The 22,106-nt window shown below is 70.0% G+C and carries 23 protein-coding genes; 19 read left to right on the top strand and 4 right to left on the bottom strand.

Features of this window, described 5'->3' with window-relative positions:
* The first annotated feature begins 26 nt into the window (after positions 1-26).
* The 12 genes from ggt to N800_RS10260 all read left to right on the top strand — a co-directional run bounded on the left by ggt (position 27) and on the right by N800_RS10260 (position 12,189).
* Entirely contained in the window at positions 27-1,790 is a 1,764-nt protein-coding gene (gene ggt, locus N800_RS10205; protein WP_425476507.1) for a gamma-glutamyltransferase, read from the top strand.
* Positions 1,790-2,698, top strand: a complete 909-nt coding sequence (locus N800_RS10210) for an AEC family transporter (protein ID WP_036137950.1) — start codon at positions 1,790-1,792, stop codon at positions 2,696-2,698. Before ggt ends, N800_RS10210 begins: the two co-directional genes overlap by 1 nt.
* 95 nt (positions 2,699-2,793) lie before the next feature.
* Complete coding sequence (locus N800_RS10215; RefSeq protein WP_036137953.1) at positions 2,794-3,426, top strand: ParA family protein; 633 nt, start codon at positions 2,794-2,796, stop codon at positions 3,424-3,426.
* Between the two features lie 22 nt (positions 3,427-3,448).
* The gene (locus N800_RS10220) at positions 3,449-3,925 is read left to right on the top strand and encodes a SixA phosphatase family protein (protein ID WP_036137955.1); all 477 of its coding nucleotides are present in this window, start codon (positions 3,449-3,451) and stop codon (positions 3,923-3,925) included.
* Positions 3,922-4,485, top strand: a complete 564-nt coding sequence (locus N800_RS10225) for a YceI family protein (protein WP_198032520.1) — start codon at positions 3,922-3,924, stop codon at positions 4,483-4,485. Before N800_RS10220 ends, N800_RS10225 begins: the two co-directional genes overlap by 4 nt.
* On the top strand, positions 4,482-6,494 hold the full coding sequence (locus N800_RS10230; RefSeq protein WP_036137960.1) for a phospholipase D family protein: 2,013 nt from the start codon (positions 4,482-4,484) through the stop codon (positions 6,492-6,494). Before N800_RS10225 ends, N800_RS10230 begins: the two co-directional genes overlap by 4 nt.
* Before the next feature lie 228 nt (positions 6,495-6,722).
* Positions 6,723-6,974, top strand: a complete 252-nt coding sequence (locus N800_RS10235; protein WP_036137963.1) for a hypothetical protein — start codon at positions 6,723-6,725, stop codon at positions 6,972-6,974.
* Positions 6,975-7,017: 43 nt separating this feature from the next.
* Positions 7,018-7,464, top strand: a complete 447-nt coding sequence (locus tag N800_RS10240; protein WP_036137966.1) for a hotdog fold thioesterase — start codon at positions 7,018-7,020, stop codon at positions 7,462-7,464.
* Positions 7,465-7,544: 80 nt separating this feature from the next.
* Positions 7,545-8,348, top strand: coding sequence for a lysophospholipid acyltransferase family protein (locus N800_RS10245; protein ID WP_036137969.1), 804 nt, complete (start codon positions 7,545-7,547; stop codon positions 8,346-8,348).
* Positions 8,349-8,351: 3 nt separating this feature from the next.
* Positions 8,352-9,350, top strand: coding sequence for a YheT family hydrolase (locus tag N800_RS10250; protein ID WP_036137971.1), 999 nt, complete (start codon positions 8,352-8,354; stop codon positions 9,348-9,350).
* A 57-nt stretch (positions 9,351-9,407) separates the two neighbouring features.
* Complete coding sequence (locus tag N800_RS10255; RefSeq protein ID WP_036137973.1) at positions 9,408-11,480, top strand: tetratricopeptide repeat protein; 2,073 nt, start codon at positions 9,408-9,410, stop codon at positions 11,478-11,480.
* A gap of 82 nt (positions 11,481-11,562) precedes the next feature.
* Complete coding sequence (locus N800_RS10260) at positions 11,563-12,189, top strand: YbhB/YbcL family Raf kinase inhibitor-like protein (RefSeq protein ID WP_036137976.1); 627 nt, start codon at positions 11,563-11,565, stop codon at positions 12,187-12,189.
* A 99-nt stretch (positions 12,190-12,288) separates the two neighbouring features.
* Here the strand turns inward: N800_RS10260 and N800_RS10265 are convergent, their stop codons facing one another.
* Together N800_RS10265 and N800_RS10270 are read right to left on the bottom strand one after the other, a co-directional pair.
* The gene (locus N800_RS10265; protein WP_036138040.1) at positions 12,289-13,143 is read right to left on the bottom strand and encodes an undecaprenyl-diphosphate phosphatase; all 855 of its coding nucleotides are present in this window, start codon (positions 13,141-13,143) and stop codon (positions 12,289-12,291) included.
* 98 nt (positions 13,144-13,241) lie between these two features.
* On the bottom strand, positions 13,242-14,144 hold the full coding sequence (locus tag N800_RS10270) for a LysR family transcriptional regulator (protein ID WP_232227600.1): 903 nt from the start codon (positions 14,142-14,144) through the stop codon (positions 13,242-13,244).
* 165 nt (positions 14,145-14,309) lie between these two features.
* On the opposite strand from N800_RS10270, the gene N800_RS10275 reads away from it, so the two are divergent.
* Positions 14,310-15,353 carry a YeiH family protein gene (locus tag N800_RS10275; protein WP_052108150.1) on the top strand — a complete coding sequence of 348 codons (1,044 nt, stop codon included), beginning with the start codon at positions 14,310-14,312 and terminating at the stop codon, positions 15,351-15,353.
* Positions 15,354-15,414: 61 nt separating this feature from the next.
* Here N800_RS10275 and N800_RS10280 read toward each other — a convergent pair whose 3' ends face one another.
* Complete coding sequence (locus N800_RS10280; protein WP_036137979.1) at positions 15,415-15,597, bottom strand: hypothetical protein; 183 nt, start codon at positions 15,595-15,597, stop codon at positions 15,415-15,417.
* Positions 15,598-16,098: 501 nt separating this feature from the next.
* Here N800_RS10280 and glnA point away from each other — a divergent pair.
* The 6 genes from glnA to N800_RS10310 all read left to right on the top strand — a co-directional run bounded on the left by glnA (position 16,099) and on the right by N800_RS10310 (position 21,454).
* Positions 16,099-17,508 (top strand): type I glutamate--ammonia ligase, encoded by a 1,410-nt coding sequence (glnA, locus tag N800_RS10285; protein ID WP_036137983.1) that lies wholly within the window; start codon positions 16,099-16,101, stop codon positions 17,506-17,508.
* Between the two features lie 214 nt (positions 17,509-17,722).
* Positions 17,723-18,499 (top strand): TorF family putative porin, encoded by a 777-nt coding sequence (locus N800_RS10290; protein ID WP_052108145.1) that lies wholly within the window; start codon positions 17,723-17,725, stop codon positions 18,497-18,499.
* Between the two features lie 49 nt (positions 18,500-18,548).
* Entirely contained in the window at positions 18,549-18,887 is a 339-nt protein-coding gene (locus N800_RS10295; RefSeq protein ID WP_036137985.1) for a P-II family nitrogen regulator, read from the top strand.
* Positions 18,888-18,918: 31 nt separating this feature from the next.
* On the top strand, positions 18,919-20,322 hold the full coding sequence (locus tag N800_RS10300; RefSeq protein ID WP_425476509.1) for an ammonium transporter: 1,404 nt from the start codon (positions 18,919-18,921) through the stop codon (positions 20,320-20,322).
* A gap of 171 nt (positions 20,323-20,493) precedes the next feature.
* On the top strand, positions 20,494-21,015 hold the full coding sequence (locus N800_RS10305; RefSeq protein WP_052108146.1) for a GNAT family N-acetyltransferase: 522 nt from the start codon (positions 20,494-20,496) through the stop codon (positions 21,013-21,015).
* A 94-nt stretch (positions 21,016-21,109) separates the two neighbouring features.
* Positions 21,110-21,454 carry a hypothetical protein gene (locus N800_RS10310; RefSeq protein ID WP_156962957.1) on the top strand — a complete coding sequence of 115 codons (345 nt, stop codon included), beginning with the start codon at positions 21,110-21,112 and terminating at the stop codon, positions 21,452-21,454.
* 21 nt (positions 21,455-21,475) lie between these two features.
* Here the strand turns inward: N800_RS10310 and N800_RS10315 are convergent, their stop codons facing one another.
* Positions 21,476-22,042, bottom strand: coding sequence for an NADPH-dependent FMN reductase (locus N800_RS10315; RefSeq protein WP_156962958.1), 567 nt, complete (start codon positions 22,040-22,042; stop codon positions 21,476-21,478).
* Between the last annotated feature and the right edge of the window lie 64 nt (positions 22,043-22,106).

Genomic DNA, 22,106 nt, shown 5'->3' on the forward strand with positions numbered 1-22,106 from the left:
CGTCGCGTGGCTGACGGCACGCTAGCATGGCCCCTTCGCCCTCCGACCTGGATACCGGCATGCGTCCGTTGATCGCTGCGCTCCTGCTCGCCTTGCCCCTGGCCAGCCCGGCCGCCGACCGCATCACCGGCAAGCCCTTCGCCACCCGCAGCGAGGTCTACGCGCCACACGCGATGGCCGCGACCTCGCACCCGCTGGCCACCCAGGTTGCGCTGGACGTGATGAAGGCCGGCGGCAGTGCCGTCGATGCGGCGATCGCCGCCAATGCCGCGCTTGGCTTGATGGAGCCGACCGGCAACGGCGTCGGCGGCGACCTGTTCGCCATCGTCTGGGACCCGAAGACCCGCAAGCTGCACGGCTACAACGGCTCCGGCCGCTCGCCCAAGGCGCTGACGCTCGCGGAATTCCAGCGTCGCGGGTTGCAGGCCATTCCGGCGCATGGCCCGTTGCCGGTGACCGTGCCGGGTACCGTGGATGCGTGGTTCGCCTTGCACCAGCGCTTCGGCCGCCGCTCGATGGCTGACAACCTCGCGCCCGCGATCGGCTACGCGCGCGACGGTCATCCGGTGCACGAGGTGATCGCCTACTACTGGGGCCGCTCGGTGCCGACGTTGTCGAAGTGGCCTGGATTCAGCGAGCAGTTCACCGTGCCGTGTGGCGCCAAGGAGACCGGTTGCACCAACGGCCGCCGTGGCCCCCGCACCGGCGAGACGTGGAAGAACCCGCACCTGGCCGCCACGCTGGGCGCCATCGCGCGCGGCGGCCGCGATGCGTTCTACAAGGGCGACATCGCGCGCCGCATCGACGCCTATTTCAAGGCCCACGACGGCTTCCTCGCGTACGACGACCTCGCCGCGCACAAGGGCGAATGGGTCGAACCGGTCAGCACCAACTACCGCGGCTTCGATGTGTGGGAACTGCCGCCCAACGGCCAGGGCATTGCCGCGCTGCAGATCCTCAACCTGCTGGAGCCCTACGACCTCAAGGCCTACGGTTTCGGCAGCCCGGAGCACGTGCACCTGTTCACCGAGGCCAAGAAGCTCGCCTTCGCCGATCGCGCGGCCTCCTATGCCGATCCGGACTACTACCGCACGCCCGTCGCCACGCTGGTGTCGAAGGCGTACGCGCGTGAGCGCGGCAAGCTGATCTCGATGGAGCGCGCGATGAAGGCCGCCGAGCCCGGCGTGATCCCGCAGCTCAACGAAGGCGACACCATCTACATGACCGTCGCCGACGCCGACGGCATGATGGTCTCGCTGATCCAGTCCAACTACCGCGGCATGGGCAGCGGCATGGCGCCGCCGGGGCTGGGCTTCATCTTCCAAGACCGCGGCGAGCAGTTCGTGCTGAAGGAAGGCCATCCCAATGCGTTCGCGCCGGGCAAGCGGCCGTTCCACACCATCATCCCGGCGTTCGTCACCAAGGACGGCAAGCCGTGGCTCAGCTACGGGGTGATGGGCGGCGCGATGCAGCCGCAGGGCCACGTGCAGATCCTGCTCAACCTGATCGACTTCGGCATGAACCTGCAGGAAGCCGGTGACGCGCCGCGCATCCAGCACGATGGCTCGACCGAACCCGCCGGCCAGGCCACGGCGATGGCCGACGGCGGCGAACTGGACCTGGAGTCCGGTTTCCCGTACGAGACGGTGCGCGCGCTGATGCGCAAGGGCCACAGCGTGCGCTTCGCCGACGGTCCCTACGGCGGCTACCAGGCGATCATGGTCAATCCGCATGGCGGCTACATCGGCGCCAGTGAATCGCGCAAGGACGGGCAGGCGGCAGGTTACTGATGGCCTTCGATGCGTTTGCCCTGGTGCTGGCGATGCTGGCGCTGGGCTACCTGTTCCAGCGCCTGCGGGTGTTGCCGGACGATTCGGCGCAAACCCTGAACCTGGTGGTGCTGTACGTGTGCCTGCCGGCGGCGGTGTTGCGCTATGCGCCGCGCCTGCATTTCGAACCGGCACTGGTGGGCGTCGTCGCGGTGCCGTGGCTGCTGCTCGGCGCCACCGTGCTGCTGGTGGGCGCGCTGGCGCGCTGGTTGAAGTTCCGCAATGACGAGCGCGCGGTCTTGCTGCTGACCGTGGCGTTGGGCAACACCAGTTTCCTCGGCTACCCGCTGACCCGCGCGCTGATCGGCGAACACGCGCTGCCGTACGCGGTGATCTACGATCAGTTCGGTGCGTTCCTGATCATGTCGACCTTTGGCCTGTGGGTGCTGGCGCGCTACGGCGGCGACCACACCCCATCGGCCGGCGACATCGCGCGCCGCATCGTGCGCTTTCCGCCGCTGTGGGCGCTGGTGGTGGGCTTCACGGTGATGCCCGCCGAGCCGCCGGCGTGGATCGCCGGTGGCCTGCAGCGCCTGTCCGACGCGCTGTTGCCCCTGGCCATGCTCACCATCGGTCTGTCGGTGCGCTTGTCGTTGCCGCGCGACGAACTCAAACCGCTGGCCACCGGTCTGCTGCTGAAGCTGGCCGTGATGCCGGCGCTGGCGTGGGCCTTGGTTCCGTTGCTGGGCCTGCACGGCGACATGGCCCGCACCACCGTCCTGGAAGCGGCCATGCCCTCGATGGTCACCGCCGGCGCGCTGGCCATCGCCCACAACCTGGCGCCGCGGCTGGCCGCGGCGATGGTGGGCTACGGCCTGCTGCTGTCGCTGCTGACCTTGCCGGCGTGGGTGCACGTGCCCGTGGGGTAGGCGTCGCGAAGGTGGCCGACGCGCAGGTGGCCGCCCGCGCCACTCCCGGTGTACGCTGCGGTTCCCGTCCGGTGTAAGCGCCAAAGGTGGGCTTGATGAGAACCGTGCTGGTCGCCAGCTCCAAGGGGGGCGTGGGCAAGACCACGATCGCCACCCATCTTGCCGCGCAGGCGGCCATCGAGGGCCTGCGCACCGCCCTGGTCGATGCCGACCCACAGCGCTCGTCCACCCGCTGGGCCGAGAAGCGCGCGGGGCTGGACACCGCCGTGCTGCCGCTGGATGGCACCCGCCGCAAGGCGTGGCGTAAGCAGATGCCAGACGATACCCAGCAGGTGGTGGTTGACGCCCCCGCCGGGGCGATGGCCGACGATCTCGAGCCGTTCCTCGAACATGTCGATGCGCTGATCGTCCCCATACAGCCGTCCACCCTCGACATCGAGGCCACCGTGCCGTTCCTCGACTCGCTCGCGCAGCACCCGCGCGTGCGCAAGGGCAGCCTGCGGGTAGGGTTGGTCGGCAACAAGCTCAAGCCGTGGACCAACGCCTCGCAGCAGGCGGTGGAGCTGCTGCGCGCCTGGCCATATCCGATGGTGGCGCAGCTGCGCGACAGCCAGGCGTACGTGGTGATGACCGGGCTGGGCAAGAGTCTGTTCGACTACCACTCCGCGCAGGTGCGCGACCACCAGTCCGACTGGCAGCCGCTGTTGAAGTGGTTGCGCAAGCCCTGACCTCCGCCGGAAAACCGACCGAATGCGCGAACTGATCCTGCTCCGCCACGCCCACGCCGAAGCGGCCTCCGCCGGCCAGGCCGACCTGGACCGCCCGCTGTCCGCCGAAGGCCTGGCCGAGGCCGAGGCCGCCGGTCGCTGGCTGGCGGAAAACCACCTGATCCCCGACTGCGTGCTGTGCTCGCCGTCGCGGCGCACCCGCGAGACGCTGGAAGCGGTGCTGGGGGCCATCGGTTACATCGACCAGCGCATCGAGCCGGCGATCTACGAGGCCACGCCCGGCACCCTGATCGGCCTGGCCGACGCCAACGTCGAAGTTGGACGGTTGATGCTGGTGGGCCACAACCCCGGCCTGGAGCGGCTGGCCGCATTGCTGCACAGCGGCCAGTCGGGTGACTACCGGGGCATGCCGCCCGCCGGGATCGCCGTGCTCCACGTCCCCACCGAGACCGCGCTGGAGCCTGGCATCGCCCAGCTGTCCGCCTTCTGGTGGCCGTGACCCGGCGCTGGTTCCGCTGGCTGGCCGCCGCAGTCTGTTGCGCCGGGGCGGCTTCGGCCGGTGCACAGGAGATCGACAGCGAACGTTCACGCATTGGCTTCGAGCTGCGCACGCGCTGGGGCCAGCGCGTGGACGGCACCTTCGCCCGCCACCAGGGCATGGTCACCGCCCTGGCCGACGGCCGCCAGCAGGTGCAACTCACGCTGGCGGCGGCCGCGATCGAAGTGGCCGATTCAACGTATTACACGGTGATGGCGCGCGGCCCGCAGTTCTTCGACGCCGCGCGCTATCCCTACATCGATTTCCTGTCCGAGCCGCACCGCGAGGCGCTGGTGCATGACGGCGGCAAGCTGCGCGGCAAGCTCACCCTGCATGGCGTGACCCGCAGCGAGTCCTTCATACTGCAGCCTGCGGAATGCGCGCGACCGGGCCGGGACTGCGATGTGGTCGCCACCGGTGTCATCAATCGCGCCGACTACGGCCTGAGCGGCTACCGGTTGGTGCTGTCCGACTGGGTGCGCTTCACCATGCGGGTCAGGTTGAAGAACGAGGACGAATGACGGGTTTGCGATCCATCGTGGTCGCCACGCTGGCGCTGTGGCTGGCCGCGTGTGCGACGTTGTCGCCGGCACAGCGCGACCAGGCCGCCACCGTGGCCGCGCAGGCGCGTGCCGCCACCACCGTGGACTGCGCCGCGGCGGACGCGTGTGCGCAGCCGTCGCCGCTGCGCCGCCTGGCCGGCGAGGCATTCGCCGCTTCCACCCCGGAAGCGCCGCGCCATTACGCGCTGATCCTGGACCACGGCCCGGATGCGCTGCTGGCACGGATCAACCTGATCCGCAGCGCCACCACCACCATCGACCTGCAGACCTACATCTTCGACGAGGACGACGCCGGCCGCCTGGTGATCGACGAGCTGCTGGCCGCCGCGCGCCGTGGCGTGCGCGTGCGACTGCTGCTGGACCAGCTGGCGGCGCTGGAAAAGATTGAAACCCTCGCCGCGCTGGCCGGCGCGCACGCCAACCTCGAAGTGCGGGTGTACAACCCGGTGCTTGGGCGCGCGCGCATCAGCTACCCGCAATACGCACTGGCCGCGGCCTGTTGCTGGCGCCGGCTGAACCAGCGCATGCACACCAAGCTGCTGTTGATCGACGGCGCGGTGGGCATCACCGGCGGCCGCAACTACCAGGACGACTATTACGACTGGGATGCCACCTATAACTTCCGCGACCGCGACGTGCTGGTCGCCGGGCCGGTGGCGCGCGAGATGGACGCGGATTTCGTGCGGTTCTGGGAGGACGCCCGCAGCGTGCCGGCCGAACGCCTGAACGATGTCGGTCGCGAGTTGCTGGCGCGTGGCGTGCCGGCACTGCCGCCCGCGCGCTTCCAGCGCCCGGAGCGTGCCGAGCGCATGCGTACCGATGCCGCCGATAGCGGCCTGGTCGAACAGCGGCTGGTCACGCCGGCACTGCCGGTGGGCGCCGTCGGCTACATCTCCGACACTCCGGCCAAGCACGAAGGCGGTGCCGAGGGCAACGCGCATGCCTCGCATTCGTTGCGCCGGCTGATTGAATCGGCGCAGCACGAGGTGATGCTGCAGACGCCGTACCTGGTGCTGTCCAAGCCGGCGCAGGACATGTTCCGCACGCTGCGTGCGCGCACCGATCCGCCAAGGGTGATCGTGTCGACCAACAGCCTGGCGGCGACCGATGCGTTCATCGCCTATGCGCTGTCGTACAAGTACAAGCGCCGTTACCTGCGCGAATTTGGCTTCAATATCTATGAGTTCAAGCCATTCCCCGCGGATGCGCCGATCGACGTGGCCACGACGGGGGCCACGTTGCCGCCATTGATCGGCGTTCCCGGTGATGATCCAGGTACCACGCCCACCGGGACGGCCAGTGACGGTGCGCCGGCCGTGGCCGACGCGATCCGCGACGCCCCCGTTTCACGGGCGCGGGCGACCCGCCCACGCCGCGACTTCGGCAGCGTCCGCCGGCCGCGCACCAATTATCGCGACCCGCTGTCGCGCGAACACGCCGCGTTGCGCTTCGGTTCGCGCGGCGCCAACGAGCCGGTGCCGCTCAAGCGCGCCGGCGTGCGCATCGGCCTGCACGCCAAGTCGATGGTGATCGATGGCCGCATCGGCGTGGTCGGTACGCACAACTTCGATCCGCGTGGTGACGACTACAACACCGAGAGCGCGGTGGTGATCGAGGATGCCGCGTTCGCGCAGGCGCTGGCGGCCAGCATCCGCCGCGACATCGCGCCGGCCAACGCCTGGGTGATCGCGCGCCGCGACCGGCCGCCGGTGCTGTCGGGGCTCAACTACTCGCTGGGCAAGGCGTTCGAGACGCTGCCGGTGTTCGATTTCTGGCCGGTGCGCTATGCCACGAGCTACGAGTTCGTGCCCGGGCCCGCGTGCCCGCAACCGGTGCCGCCGGACGCGCCCGGCTTCCGCGCCTGCTACCGACCGGTCGGCGATTTCCCCGAGGTGGACCTCGGGCTGAAGAGCCTGACCACGCGGATCTTCACTGCGTTCGGGGCCGGGCTGGCACCGATCCTGTAGGCACGCGGGGAGTGGCGGGGCCCAGGTGGGCCGTCGCGGGCTGCCCCCCTGTCATCAGTCATGGCAACCAAACGCCCCTTGGGGCGATCCAAGTCATTGATTCCGCAGCGCACGCCCCCGCCTTCCAGCTAGGCCATCGGTGGGGTGACTTCCGGCCCATGGCGGAATTGGTCTGGTGTTGTACTTTACCAACACACCAGATCACACCCCAGCCCAAAGGACACCGCCATGAACGCTATCTTCTCCGCCGAAACCCGCGCCGAAAACCGCCGCAACGCCGAACGCCGCCTGGTAGAGCGCCGCATGTCGGCCGACCGCCGCAACGCCGACAACACCACCGCCAAGCTGGCCACCGTCACCCCGATCCGCCACCTGCACCGCGACCGCGACTTTGGCGTGGGCTACGGCAACAGCAGCGGTTACGCCTCCCACGGCCGCTACACCTCGTCCTGGAACCAGCCGCACTTCCGCGTTGCCTGAGCCAGGCTCGCCTGAGGGGAATGGGGTCCGTTATCGTGGGGGCATGGACCGCCCCCACGACCACCCGCCCTCACCGTTCCGCCACCCGCCCGACCTCGACACGCTGAACGCGCTCTCGCGCGACACCGCCATCGACACCCTGGGCATCGTCTTCACCGATGTCGGCCCCGGCCACATCACCGCCACCATGCCGGTGGACGCCCGCACCCGTCAGCCCTATGGCCTGCTGCATGGCGGGTCGTCCGTGTTGCTGGCCGAAACGCTGGGCAGCAGTGCCGGCAACCTGTGCGTGCCCGACGACCGCATCTGCGTCGGCATCGAGATCAACGCCAACCACCTGCGCGCCGCCCGCGACGGGGTCGTGACCGGCACCGCGCGCCCGTTGCACGTGGGCCGCAGCACCCAGGTGTGGGACATCCGCATCGAAGACGAACAGGGCCGCCCGGTCTGCGTCTCGCGCTTGACCCTGGCCGTGGTGCCGCGCGGCTGACCGAGCGACGTTGCATACGCCACGGTGGGGTGTGACCGCGCTGCTGGTCGCGCCGTCGACGCTTCGGTATCGTTTCCACGATGAATGCGCCGTCTTCCCCCGCCGGCGCGCCGGCGCCGTCCGCGCCGCTGGCGCGCGCGCTCCGCTACGCCTACCGCGTGCCGCTGCTGCTGTGGCACCTGCTCGTCGACCTGCCGCTGGTCCTGCTGGCGATGCTGCCCGGCATCGGCGCGGTCGAACTGCGCGGCGAGCGCATCGACCACCTGGCCGTGCGCTGGTGGTCGGCCGGGCTGATGCGGGTGTTCGGCTTCCGCCTGCGTCGCGTGGGCGAGCCGCTGCCGGGCGGGGTGATGTTCGTGGCCAACCACGTCAGCTGGATCGACATCGTCACCATGCACAGCCAGCGCATGATGGGGTTCGTGGCCAAGCGCGAGATCGAGCGCTGGCCGGTGGTGGGCTGGCTGGCGTCGCGTGCGGAGACCATCTTCCACCACCGCGGCAACGCCGAGTCGCTGGGCGGCGTGCTGCACGAGATGCTGGCGCGGCTGCGCAGCGGCCACGCGGTGGGCGTGTTCCCCGAAGGCGGCACGCGCGGCGGCGGCGAGATCGGCCCGTTCCACGCCCGCATTTTCCTGGCGGCAGTGGAAGCCGGTGCGCCGGTGCAGCCGGTGGCGCTGGTGTACGGCGAGGGCGGCAACGCGCAGCGCACGGTCGCCTTCGCCCCGCGCGAGAGCTTCATGGGCAATTTCCTGCGCCTGTTGGGCGAGCCCGCGCGCCTGGCGGAGGTGCACTTCCTGGCGCCGATCGCCGCGGGCGAGGCCGAAGGCCGCCGCCGCATCGCCGAGACGGCGCGGCAGCGCATCGTCGAGGCGATGGCGGGCTGAGCCATGGTCTCGGCCGCCGACTTCCGTCCGGCCTGGTGGGCGCGCAGCGGCCACGTGCAGTCGCTGCTGGGCTCCAACCGCTGGCGCCAGCTCCTGGGTGAGCGCCGCCTGCTGGCGGTCGGCGCGCACAGCCAGGAGCACCTGATCGATGCCGGCGATGGCGTGCGCCTGCTCGGCGTGCACAGCGCGGTGCCGGGGCGTGCGTCGCGCGGCCTGGCCCTGCTGCTGCACGGCTGGGAAGGCAGCGTGGATTCGAGCTACATGCGCCTGACCGCCGCGCGCCTGCTGGAAGCCGGCTTCGAGGTGTTCCGGCTTAACTTCCGCGACCACGGCGGCACCCACCACCTCAACGAGGGCATCTTCCACTCCAACCGCATCGACGAAGTGGTGCGCGCGGCGGCGGAGGTGGCGCGGCGCTTCCCGGCGCGGCCGATGGTTGCCGCGGGCTATTCGCTGGGCGGCAACTTCACCTTGCGCCTGGCGCTGCGGGCACCGGCGGCCGGAATTCCCCTGCAGTGCGTGGCGGTGGTGTGCCCGGTGCTGGACCCGGCGCGGACCATGGACGTGCTGGAGCGGGGCCTGCCGGTGTACCGCTGGTACTTCCAGCGCAAATGGACCGAGTCGCTGGCACGCAAGCGCGCGCTGTTCCCGCACCTGCACGACTTCGACGACCGCGTGCTGCACATGGACATGCGCGAGCTCACCCGCTGGCTGGTGCTGCGGCAGACCGACTTCGGCAGCCTGGAACACTATTTCGACGGCTACTGCATCGCCGGCGACCGCCTGGCGGGCCTGCAGGTGCCGGCGCGGATCCTGATGGCGGCGGACGACCCGGTGATCCCGGTGGCCGACTTCCACCGGCTGCAGCTGCCGCCCAGCGCGCGGCTGGAGATCTCGCCATGGGGCGGGCACTGCGGCTTCGTGGAAGGTGGGCGGCTGGAGGGCTTTGCCGAGCGCTGGATCAGCGCCCAGCTGGCGGACGCCGGGGCCGCGGCCGGCTGACCGGCAGGCCCGCCGGCTGCGGCTACAATGCGGGTTTGCCCCGGATCCAGGCTGTCCATGTACGAAACCATTCTCCAGGCCCTGCGCAGCGGTGACGCCGCCGCCGCCGTGGCCGCCGCGCGCGATGCCGTGGCCGCCAACCCGCAGGACGCCACCGCCCAGCGTTTGCTGGCGACCGCGTTGCGTACCGCCGGCGAGCGCGATGCCGCCGTGGCCGCGATCGAACACGCCATCGAACTGGCCCCGGACGATGCCGAACTGCACCTGGTGCATGCCGGCCTGTTGCTGGACGAGCGCCAGATAGACGAGGCCCAAGCCGCGCTGGCGCGCACCATCGGGCTGGATCCCAACCAGTTCCCGGCGTACGTCGTGCAGGGCCAGCTGGCGATTGCCCGTGGCGACCTCGACGAAGCCGAACGGGTGGCCCGCGTGGCCGCGCGCATCGCACCCGAGCACCCGCAGGTGGCGGCGATCCTCGGCACCGTCGCGCTGCGCCGCGGTGATGTCGACGGTGCGCTGGCGACGCTGGCAAGCGCCGCCGAGCGCGCCCCGGACGACCAGCAGGTGCGCCATGCCCTCGGTTTTGCCTACATGGCCAAGGGCCACTTCGCCTTCGCCGAGCAGGCGTTCCGCTCGCTGTTGGAGTCGCGCCCGGAATCGCGCGCCACGCGCATGCTGGTGGCCAACCTCGCCAGTCGGCAGGGCCGTCAGGCCGATGCCGCCGACCTGCTGACGCCGCTGCTGGAGGGTGATCCGTCGCCGGCGTTGCTGCGCACCGTCGGCATGCTCGAATACGACGGCGGCCGCGCCGATCGCGCCCGCGAACTGCTGCGCCGCGCCTTCGACGCCGCGCCGGCCGACCGGGCCAACATCGCCCCGCTGGTGGAGGTGTGGCGCCGCGAGGAACAGCTCGACGAAGCGCGCAGCGTGCTGGACGCCGCGCTGGAGGCGCACCCGACCGAAACGGCCCTGTGGCACGCCCGCCTGGTGTTCGAGCCGTTCGCTGGCGAAGAGGCGCGCGCGGTGGTCGCGCGCTGGCTGCAGGCCATGCCGGACACCCTGCCGCCGCTGATGGCGCAGTGGGCCATTGAGGACGCCGCGGGCGCCGTCGAGCAGGCGGATGCCATCGCGCGTCGCATCACCGAACTGGAACCGGGCCATACCGGCGCCGAGCTGCGGGTGGTCGATGCGCTGCTGCGCACCGATCCGGATGCCGCGATCGCGCGCATCGACAACCTCATCGTCCGCGCCGCGGACCCGCAGGTGAAGCGCACGCTGCGCCAGCTGCTGGGCCGCGCGTACGACGCCGCCGGCCAGGTCGACGCCGCCGTGGCGACATGGGCGGAGTTGCATGCCGAAGTGGTGGAGCAGCGCCTGCCGTACCCGCCGGTCAGCCCGGCCCGCAGCGATTGGCCGGAGCTGGCGCCGCTGCCGGAAGGCGCCAAGGGCGTGCTGCTGGTGTGGGGTGCGCCGGGCAGCCTGGTGGAACGGATCGCCGGGACCTTCGAGTACAGCGGGGCCCCGCTGCGCATGGATCGGCTCGGACCGAACCCGCCCAACGACTTCCTGCAGCGCTACCCGACCATCGAGCAGCTGTCGGCGAGCGATGCGGAGGCCGACGCCGAGGCGCTGGTGGCGCAGTGGCGCGCGTTGCTGCCGGCGCGTGGCGTGGAGGACGGCAACGTATTCGACTGGCTGCTGTGGTGGGACAACGCCCTGCTGACTGCGCTGCGCCCACACCTGCCCGAAGCGGTGTTGATGGTTGCGCTGCGCGACCCCCGCGACATGCTGCTGGACTGGTTGGCGTTCGGCTCGCCGGTGCCGTATCGGTTGGAGTCGCCGGAAGCCGGTGCGCGCTGGCTGGCGCAGGTGCTGGCACAGGTGGCCTACCTGCACGAGCAGGACCTGTTCCCGCACCGCCTGGTCAAGCTCGACGAGGCGGGCACCGACCCCAAGGCCCTGGCGCAGTTGCTGGCCGATACGCTGGAGACCCAGGTGATGATCCCGCCGCAGGGTGTGGTCCAGCCCGAGCGTCTGGCTGCCGGGCGCTGGCGCGCCTACAGCGGCCCGCTGGCCGAGGCCTTTGCCCTGCTGAGCCCGGTGGCCAAGCGCCTGGGGTACGCCGAGTGATCCCACGGCGGCGCGCCGCGGGCATGGCCTTCGGCGCGCCGCCCCGTCGCTGATCCCGCAGTCCACCGATTCGGAGGCGAGCATGCACATCCACAGCACCAGCTTTGAACACCGCCAACGGCTGCCGGCGGAATTCGCCGCCGGCCAGCCCACCGCCGACGGTTTCGGCTTCGCCCCCAACCGCAACCCGCACCTGGCGTGGGATGACGTCCCCGCCGGCACGCATTCGTTCGCGCTGCTGTGCATCGACCCGGACGTGCCGACCGTGGCGGAGATGGTGGGCCGCACCGACGTGCAGATCCCGGCCGAGCAGCCGCGTTGCGACTTCGTGCACTGGGTGATGGCCGACATCCCGGCCGACGTGCGCGAGATCGTCGCCGGTGCGTGCAGCGACGGCGTGGTGCCGCACGGCAAGGCCGCGCCCGCCGGCCCGGCAGGCAGCCGCCAGGGCCTCAACGACTACACCGGCTGGTTCGCGAGCGATGCGGCCATGGCCGGCGACTGGCGCGGCTATGACGGTCCATTCCCACCGCCCAACGACCTGCGCCTGCACCGCTACTTCTTCCGCGTGTTCGCGCTGGACGTGGCCACGCTGCCGTTGCCGGCGCGCTTCACCGCCGCCGACGTGCAGGCAGCCATGCACGGCCACGTGCTGGCCGAAGCGGCGATCTACGGCACGTATTCGCTCAATCCGGCGGTCAAGGACTGAGCCGGCACGACGCTCTGTGCCGCGAGTGCGTTGCGCGGCACAGGCGGTTGCCACGCCTTGCAGGGGCGGCGCATGCGCGCAAGCGGTGCAGGTACGGGCTCAGCCGCCTTCGGGGATGAAGGCCAGCAGGGCCACGCCGAGCAGTACGCGGTAGACCGCGAACGCGGTGAAGCGGTTTGACTGGATGTAGTGCAGCAGCCACTTCACGGCCACGAACGCTGTCACCGCCGAGGCGACGAACGCCACGCCCAGCGCCGTCCAGTTCTCCGCGCCGAAGCCACCATCGCGCATCATCGACAGCAGCTCGTAGCCGGTCGCCGCGAACATCGTCGGGATGCCAACCACGAATGCGAACTCGGTCGCGGCGGCGCGGCTGGTGGTGCCCGCCAGCAATGCCACGAAGATGGTTGCCGCCGAGCGCGAGGTGCCGGGGAACACGCCGGCGACGACCTGCGCCACGCCGACCAGGAGGGCGGTGGTCCACGCGATGGCCACGCGCTCGCCCTCGCGTTCGGCACGCTTGGCGGCCAGGTGCTCGGCCAGCACCATCCACGCGGCGCCGATGATCAGCGCCCACGCGATCGGGCGCACGGTGTCAGGCAGCTCCCAGCCCAGCTTCTTCACCAGCAGGCCGCCGATGGCGGTGACGGCGAACGCGGCCAGCAACTTGAACGCGTAGTCGCGCGATTGCGCCGGCGTGGCGGTCACGCCCAGCGGGTCGTACGGCGCCGGCGCATCGTAGCCGACGAAGGCGACGAGCATGCCCCACAGCCGCTTCCAGTAGATCAGCACCACCGCAAGGATCGCGCCGGCCTGGATGGCGATGTTGAACAGGTCGCTGCGGTGGCCCAGCCAGTGCTGGGCGATGAGCAGGTGGCCGGTGCTGGAAATCGGCAGGAATTCGGTGATGCCTTCGATGATGCCGAGCAACAGCGCGGCGAGCAGGTCGGTCATGCGGGTGGGGGCGAAAAACGGAGGCGCCAGCATAGCCGATGCGTCGTGGCCGACCGCCGATGGCGGCATGCCGCGCAGGCGGGACTGCGCAGGCTGGATCAGTCGAGCAGCGCGAGAAACGCCTCCAGCGCCGGCGGCCGGGGGCGTTGCGCCAACTCCAGCCGGAACAGCGGTCGCACCAGCGCGCGTTTGCCCGGCGCACTCAGCGCACGCAGGCGGCCCGCGGCCAGGGGATCGGCGACCACCACGGCCGGCAGGATGGCCAGTCCCGCACCCTCGGCCACTGCACGGGCGATGGCATCGTTGCTGCCGATCTCCAGCGTGCGCCGCGGGATGATTCCTTCGGCCTCCAGCCATGCTTGGGCCACCTGGCGGGTGCCCGAGCCGGGCTCGCGCAGCAGCCAGGTGCGCGCGGACAGGGTGCTGGCTGCCGGTCGCCTTCGCTCGGCGAGCGGGTCGCCGGCGGCGGTGACCAGTTGCAGCGGCTCGTCGCGCCAGCGTGCGATGCGCAGGCGCGCGTCGTCGACCGCGCCCTCGACGAATCCCACGTCCAGCCCGCCCGCGGCCACCGCTTCGGCCACGCCGGCGGTGTTGTCGACCTGCAGCGACAGTTCGATCCCCGGGTGGGCGGCGCTGAAGCGCGCCAGCGCGGGCGGCAGCCAGTAGCCGGCGACGGTGGTGCTGGCGCCGATCCGCAAGCGGCCGCGGTGCAGGCCCACGCGGTCGCGCACGTCCTCCAGCGCCGCCCTCTCCATCGCGAACAACGCGCGCGCATGCCGGTACAGCGCCTCGCCGGCGTCGGTCAGGCGCACGCCGCGGCGTGCACCGTCGGTGCTGCCGCGGTCGAGCAACGCCAGATCCAGTTGCCGCTCCAGTTCGCGCACGCCCTTGGAGACCGCCGACTGGGTGACGAACAGCGCGTCCGCCGCGCGCGAGAAGCCGCAGTGCTCCACCACGGCGGCGAACAGGCGCAGCAGGTGCAGGTTCAGGTGCGTGGCCATGCATGAGTCAAATTCATATTCGTTGGAAGTATATGCATTGGATTCATAAGCGGTGCTGGCCTAGCCTGCGCGCCAGTTCCGTCGTCCCGTGCCGCCATGTCCCCTGTTGTGCCGCCGCTGAACCCGCTTGCCGAAACCGCCGCGACGGCGGCGCCCCCGCCCGCCATGCCGGCATCCGGCGCGCAGGTGGTCTTGCCGCCCTGGCGTCGTGCCGGTTTCGCGCCCGGCCTGCTGCTGGCGGCGGCGGTGGCGGCGCTGGCGATGACGCTGTCGCGCGTGCCCCTGCTGCAAGGCGCGGGCCTCAGCGCGCTGACCCTGGCCATCGTGTTGGGCATCGGCCTGGGCAACACGCTGTTTCCGCGCGTGGCGCCTTACACCGCCAGTGGCGTCGACTTCGCGCGCAGCACGTTGTTGCGGCTGGGCATCGTGTTGTACGGGTTCCGCGTCACCTTCCAGGACATCGCCGCGGTCGGTTGGCCGGGCATCGCGATGGCGGTGGTGGTGGTCGCGGTGGTGTTCACGCTGGGCACGTGGCTCGGCACGCGCGTGTTCCGCCTGGACCGCGAGACCTCGATGCTGATCGGCGCCGGCAGCGCCATCTGCGGCGCCGCCGCGGTGCTGGCCACCGAACCGGTGGTGCGCGCGCAGGCGCACAAGGTGTCGGTGGCGGTGGCGACGGTGGTGGTGTTCGGCACCGTGGCGATGTTCGCCTACCCGTGGCTGTACCCGGTGCTGGGCCTGGATGCGCACCATTACGGCCTGTATGTCGGCGGCACCGTGCACGAAGTGGCGCAGGTGGTGGTCGCCGGCCGCGCGGTGGGTGAGCAGGCCGCCGCGGTGGCGGTGATCGAGAAAATGCTGCGGGTGATGCTGCTGGCGCCGTTCCTGATGCTGCTGTCGCTGCGCCTGCAGCGCGGCGATGCGGCGGGTGGCGGGCGCCTGCGGTTCGCGCCGCCGTGGTTCGCGGTGGCCTTCATCGCGATGGCCGCGCTGAATTCGCTGCAGTGGCTGCCGCCGGCGCTGGTCGCGGCCCTGGTCCAACTGGACACCGCGCTGCTGGCGATGGCGATGGCAGCGCTGGGGCTGCGCACCCACCTGGGCGCGGTGCGCCAGGCCGGGCCACGGCCGCTGCTGCTGGCCGCCGTGTTGTTCGCGGTGCTGCTGCTGGGCGGGCGGGCGCTGGTGCAGGTGCTGGCCTGGGCCAGCTGAGGCGGCGCGTGGCCGGCGACCCGCAGGTGAGCGGGCCGCCCGCCTTGCCGTAAGCCGGTGCTTAGCGGCACGCCCCCCGGTAGTCGCCGTGGCCCAGGTGGGCGTCGATCGCCTCGCGCGGCAGTTCCATGGTTTTCTTGCCCTTGTGGCAGACCAGCCCGTGGCTCGGGCCGCCCAGTTCCACCGGCAGCAACACGCAGCCGGACAACGGCACGACCAGCAGGAAGGCGATGAGGCGTTTCATTCGAAGTGTCTCGGATTGAGGATGCGCACAAGGGTAGTGGCGACCTCCACGGCGCGGCCGTGACGCGGGTCGTGGCTCGGCGCGGCCGCGTGCGATGGCGGTCGCGGATTGGCTGTCGGGGCAGGTTGTGCACAGGGGGCGGGTCGTCCACCGGAATCCCGATGTGCCAAGGGGCCTCGGTTGGTGCGGCCGGCAGGCGTGTCGGGCGTCTGGGGCACGGCCGAGGTGCCGCGCTTTGCCCGATGCGCGGTCGCATGCGGGTCATCGCCCGATCCTAGACTCTTCCCCTGGCCGCTCCCCGGAAGGCACCGGAGCTGTGCACCAAAACGGTGCGGGCGTGCGCCATTTGCACCTTGTTGGTGAGGCGGCTGTGCATCAGCCCGGTTTTGCCAAATAAAATCAATGGTTTGCGCAATGTAAAACGTTGGCACGCTACTTGCTTCATACCAAGTACGCCGCCCCATGCGGCCCTGACATCCGATCCCCAGCCGAGGCCACCCCATGTCGTTCGAACACGTCGAAAAGCTGATCAAGGACCACAAGGTCGAATTCATCGACCTGCGTTTCACCGACATGCGCGGTGTGTGGCACCACGTGACCTTCCCGAAGTCGGTGGTGGAGCCGAGCCTGTTCGAGGACGGCAAGATGTTCGACGGCAGCTCGATCAGCGGCTGGCGCGGCATCCACCAGTCCGACATGGTGCTGCTGCCCGACGCCGGCACCGCGTTCCTGGACCCGTTCACCGCCGACCCGACGCTGGTGCTGACCTGCGACGTGCTCGACCCGACCACCATGCAGGCCTACGAGCGTGACCCGCGCGGCATCGCCAAGCGCGCCGAGTCGTTCCTCAAGTCCAGCGGCATCGCCGAACAGGCGTTCTTCGGCCCGGAGCCGGAGTTCTTCATCTTCGACAGCGTGCGCTACGCCAACGACATGGGCCACACCTTCTTCCACATCGATTCGGAAGAGGCGCACTGGAACTCGGGCCGTGAGTACGAAGGCGGCAACACCGGCTACCGTCCGGGCGTGAAGGGCGGCTACTTCCCGGTGGCCCCGCTGGACACGCTGCACGACATCCGTGCCGAGATGTGCAAGACGCTCGAAGCCGTCGGCATCGAGGTCGAGGTGCACCACCACGAAGTGGCCAACGCCGGCCAGTGCGAGATCGGCACCAAGTTCAGCTCGCTGACCCGCAAGGCCGACGAGCTGCAGATGCTCAAGTACATCGTCAAGAACGTCGCCTACCGCAACGGCAAGACCGCGACCTTCATGCCCAAGCCGCTGGTCGGCGACAACGGCAGCGGCATGCACGTGCACCAGTCGCTGGCCAAGGGTGGCGTCAACCTGTTCAACGGCGACGGCTACGGCGGCCTGTCGCAGATGGCGCTGTGGTACATCGGCGGCGTGTTCAAGCACGCGCGCGCGATCAATGCGTTCGCCAACTCCGCCACCAACTCGTACAAGCGCCTGGTGCCCGGCTTCGAGGCACCGGTGATGCTGGCCTACTCGGCCTCCAACCGCTCGGCGTCGTGCCGCATTCCGTACGTGGCCAACCCGAAGGCGCGCCGCATCGAGTTCCGCTTCCCGGATCCGGTGAACTCGGGCTACCTGACCTTCGCCGCGCTGATGATGGCCGGCCTGGACGGCATCCGTAACCAGATCGACCCGGGCGCGCCGAGTGACAAGGACCTGTACGACCTGCCGCCGGAAGAAGAGAAGAACATCCCGACCGTGTGCCACTCGCTGGACCAGGCGCTGGAAGCGCTGGACAAGGACCGCGAGTTCCTCACCGCCGGTGGCGTGTTCACCAACGACTTCATCGACGCCTACATCGGCCTGAAGATGAAGGAAGTGCAGCAGTTCCGCGCCGCGGTGCACCCGCTGGAGTACCAGCTGTACTACACCATCTGATGCCGTAAACCGCCGTGCCTCGCATGGGGCACGGCACGGCAGGACGCCGCAGTACCGCAGCACCCATAACCAGAAACACCTGATAGGCCGCAACCGCCGGCGTGACCTGCACGAGCAGGCACGCACGGAGGCGGCACGGGGCAACTCGTGCCAAAGAAAGCAGCACGCAACACCGAGTGCATAACCAGGGAGGGCCTTTCGAGGAGCCTGGTTCATGAAGTCTCGCAGCACGCAGTCCCGTTCCATCCGTGTTTCGTCCATCGCCCTGACCGTGTTTGCCGCCATGGGGATGGCGCAGGCGCACGCCGGCGTGTCCGGCTCGGCGGCACTGACCAGCGACTACGTCTTCCGCGGCGTGTCGCAGACCAACGGCGACCCCGCCGTGCAGGCCGGCGTCGAGTACGCGCACGACAGCGGTTTCTACGCCGGCACCTGGGGCAGCAACGTCAGTTGGTTGTCCGATTACTCCGCCGCCGGTGCGTCCGTCTCCAACAGCCTGGAGCTCGACGCCTACGCCGGCTACCGCGGCAAGCTGGGCGAGCGCGTCAGCTATGACGTCGGCGCGCTGTACTACTGGTATCCAGGCGACTACCCGGCAGGCTTCAACAGCCCCGACACCGGCGAGGTCTACGCCGGCCTGACCGTGGCCGCCACCGACGCGCTGTCGATTGGCGCCAAGTACTCCTACGCGGTTACCGACCTGTTCGGCTACGTCGACTCCGACGGCAGTGGTTACCTCGACGTCAACGCCACTTACACGCTGGGTGGTGGCTGGTCGCTGGCCGCGCACGGCGGCAAGCAGTGGATCGAGAACAACGAAGCCTACGAATACGCCGATTGGAAGCTGGGCGTGAGCAAGGCTTTCGACAACGGCTTCTCGGTGGGCCTGGCCTATACCGACACCGACGCCGACGAGGTGCTCTACACCAACGCCTACGGCAACGAGATCGCCGGCAGCGCAGTGGCGCTGACCGTGAGCAAGGCGTTCTGAGCGATGACCCATCCATCCAACCACGCAAGCAACCGTTGAGGGGCAACCGATGAAACTCATCACCGCCATCATCCGGCCGTTCAAGCTCGACGAGGTGCGTGAAGCGCTCGCCGAGGTGGGCGTGTCCGGCATCACCGTGACCGAAGTAAAAGGCTTCGGCCGGCAGAAGGGCCATACCGAGCTGTACCGCGGCGCCGAGTACGTCGTCGACTTCCTGCCCAAGCTGAAACTGGAATGCGCGGTCGCCGACGCGATGCTCGATGCCGCGCTGGAGGCGGTGCAGAACGCCGCGAAGAGCGGCAAGGTCGGTGACGGCAAGATCTTCGTCACCTCCATCGAACGCACGATCCGCATCCGCACGGGCGAGATCGATGAAGACGCGCTGTGAACCGGGGGACTGCACGATGAAGCACAACGACATGATGAAGCCGGTGCTGGCGATCGCCGCACCGGACAAGCCCCGGATGACGGGCCGTCTGGCACACGCTGTCTGGGGAGCGGCGGTGCTGGGTGCGCTGGCGGCGTGGCTGCCGGCGCACGCGCAGGATGCCGCGGAGGTGGCGCAGGCCGCTGCCTCCGCGGCGGCGCCGGTGGTGGAGAAGGGCGACGTGGCGTGGATGATGACGTCCACGCTGCTGGTGTTGCTGATGGTGGTGCCGGGATTGGCGCTGTTCTACGGCGGCCTGGTGCGCAGCAAGAACGTGCTGTCGGTGCTGATGCAGGTGCTGACGGTGTTCTCTCTGATCGTGCTGCTGTGGGTGGCCTACGGTTACTCGCTGGCGTTCGCCGGCGGCAACGCGTTCATCGGCACGCTGGACCGGGTGTTCCTGCTGGGCATCACCAAGGACTCGCTGGCGGCGACGTTCACCGCGGGTGTGTCGATTCCCGAGTACGTGTTCGTGGCGTTCCAGGCCACCTTCGCCGGCATCACCGGCGCGCTGATCGTTGGCGCGTTCGCCGAGCGCATCAAGTTCCGCGCGGTGCTGCTGTTCTCGGTGTTGTGGTTCACCTTCGCCTACCTGCCGATTGCGCACATGGTCTGGTACGCGCCTGACGGGTTCCTGTTCGCCAAGGGCGCGATTGATTTCGCCGGCGGCACGGTGGTGCACATCAATGCGGGTGTGGCCGGGCTGGTGGGCGCGTACCTGGTGGGCAAGCGCACTGGTTACGGCCGTGACGCGATCAAGCCGCACAACGTGACCTTCACCATGGTCGGCGCGTCGCTGCTGTGGGTGGGCTGGTTCGGCTTCAACGCCGGTTCCAACCTCGAGGCCACGGCCGGCGCGGCACTGGCGTTCATCAACACGCTGGTGGCCACCGCGGCCGCGGCGATCGCATGGACGCTGGTGGAAGCGGTGCACAAGGGCAAGCCGTCGATGCTCGGCGGCGCCTCGGGCGTGGTGGCCGGCCTGGTCGGCATCACCCCGGCGTGCGGCACGGTCGGTCCGCTGGGCGCGATCGTGATCGGCGCGGTGGCGGGCCTGGCCGGCGTGTGGGGCGTGACCGGGCTGAAGCGCCTGCTGCGCGCCGACGACTCGCTGGACGTGTTCGGCGTGCACGGCGTGGGCGGCATCGTCGGCGCGCTGTTGACCGGCGTGTTCACCGCACCGTCGCTCGGCGGCACCGGTGCGGCCGATTTCTCCATCACACACCAGGTGGGCGTGCAGGCGCTGGGCGTGGGCATCACCGTGGTGTGGTCGGGCGTGGTCTCGCTGCTGGCCTTCGGTCTGGTCAAGGCGCTGGTCGGCCTGCGCGTGCCGGAGGAATCCGAACGCGAAGGCCTGGACATCACCTCGCACGGCGAAACCGCATACGAAAGCTGAGCGCGGCGTTTGGCATCTCTCAACGAAGACGGGCTCACCCTCCCCCCGTTTTCGCCTTTGGGCCCGGGTTTCCCGGGCCCGGTTTTTATTCAGCGTCGTGGCAGGGTATGGCCCATGGCACCCCGACGGCCAATGCGCGGTGCGCCCGGGTTCGCGCAACGGAGATGCGACATGATCAGCTACCGCGAAGTGCGACGTGACGACACCCCGCTGATCGCGGACCTGTGCCTGCTGTTGCAGGACAGCGTGGCGCGTGGCGCATCGGTCGGGTTCCTGCATCCATTGCGCCTGCATACGGCAGCCGAGTACTGGCATGGGACGTTGCGGACGCTGGGGCGCATGCAGCGGATGTGGGTGGCCCAGCACGGCACGCGCACGGTGGGCACGGTGCAACTGGTGCTGTGCGAGCGGGAAAATGCGCGCCACCGCGGCGAAGTACAGAAGTTGCTGGTGCTGGCCGGGTATCGGCGCCGGGGCATCGCCTCGCGCCTGCTGGACCAGGTGGACGCGTGCGCCGATGCCGAGGCGCGCACGCTGTTGGTGCTGGACACGGCAGCCGGTTCGCCGGCCGAGCGGCTGTATCAGGCCCGCGGATGGGCCCGTGCGGGCGCCATTCCCGACTTCGCCCGCGAGCCGGCGGGCGGGCTGACACCGACGGTGCTGTATTACCGGCGTCGCGAGGGCGCGGCCTGACAGGCGCGGGGCCCCCGTTCCGTGACCGGTCCACGCCGGTTTGGGCGTTACGCTAGCTTGGCGCCGCCACATCGTGCGGCCGGATCCGAACCGCGTGGGCATTCTTTTCCATCTCGATGAACGACGTCCCCGCACGGCCGGCCCCAGCGCCGCGCCGATCTCGGTCACGGCCTTTGGTTTCTGCATCGGCCCGACCTTCGTGCCGTGGCAGGCGGTGTCGATGATCCACGCCAGCCGCGTGCACGGCACCCCGAGCGACGATGTGGTGCTGGAGTTTGCCGCCCACGGGCAATGCCTGCCGGTCCGCGCGGCGCAGCCTGGGTTCGCGGCGCTGGAGGCCGCCATGACCGGGGCCTTCCCCGAAACCACCGGCTGGCGCGAGGCCTTGCAGACCCTGTCGCGCCCGCGTGGGCGGACGCTGCTCTACCAGCGACCGTGACTTGAGGTCAGCGCGGGTCGTTCAGCCCGCGCGGCGTGCACCGGCCACGAACGCCGCAAAGCCGCTGACGAACGCCACCAGTTGACGCTGCACCAGGTCGTTGACCAGCATGCCCTCGGCATCGAACGCTTCGTGCGCACGCGACACCATCAGCCGGCCGCCGGCCCACTGCTGCATGCCCAGCGTGCGCAGCACGGGCAACCACGCGTTCTGCGAGAGGATGGTGCCGAAACCCCCGGGCGAGGCACCCAGCATGGCCACCGGCCGTCCGCCGAACACCGCGGGAATGTCGCTGGACGGGCGCGACAGCCAATCGATGGCGTTCTTGAACACGCCGGGGATGCCGTTGTTGTACTCCGGGGTGACCAGCAGGAGCCCGTCGCAGGCCAGCACGCGCGCCTTCAGCGCCTGCACGGCCGCAGGCAGGCCATCCCGCGCCTCAACGTCGCCGTCGTACAGCGGGATCCCATGCAGCGTGGCGACCTCCAGCGCGACGTCGTCGCCGGCCACGCGCTGGGCCGCGCGCAGCAGCGCGGTGTTGTAGGACTGGCGGCGCAGGCTGCCGGAGATGCCGAGGATGCGGATCATGGGTGACTCCAACGAGGGGCGCCCTGGTGCGCCAATGTCGTGTTGAACAACGTTGCGGTGGGGC

Origin of the sequence: Lysobacter daejeonensis GH1-9 (assembly GCF_000768355.1) — a bacterium.
In the GTDB taxonomy this organism is placed as follows: Bacteria; Pseudomonadota; Gammaproteobacteria; order Xanthomonadales; family Xanthomonadaceae; genus Aerolutibacter; species Aerolutibacter daejeonensis.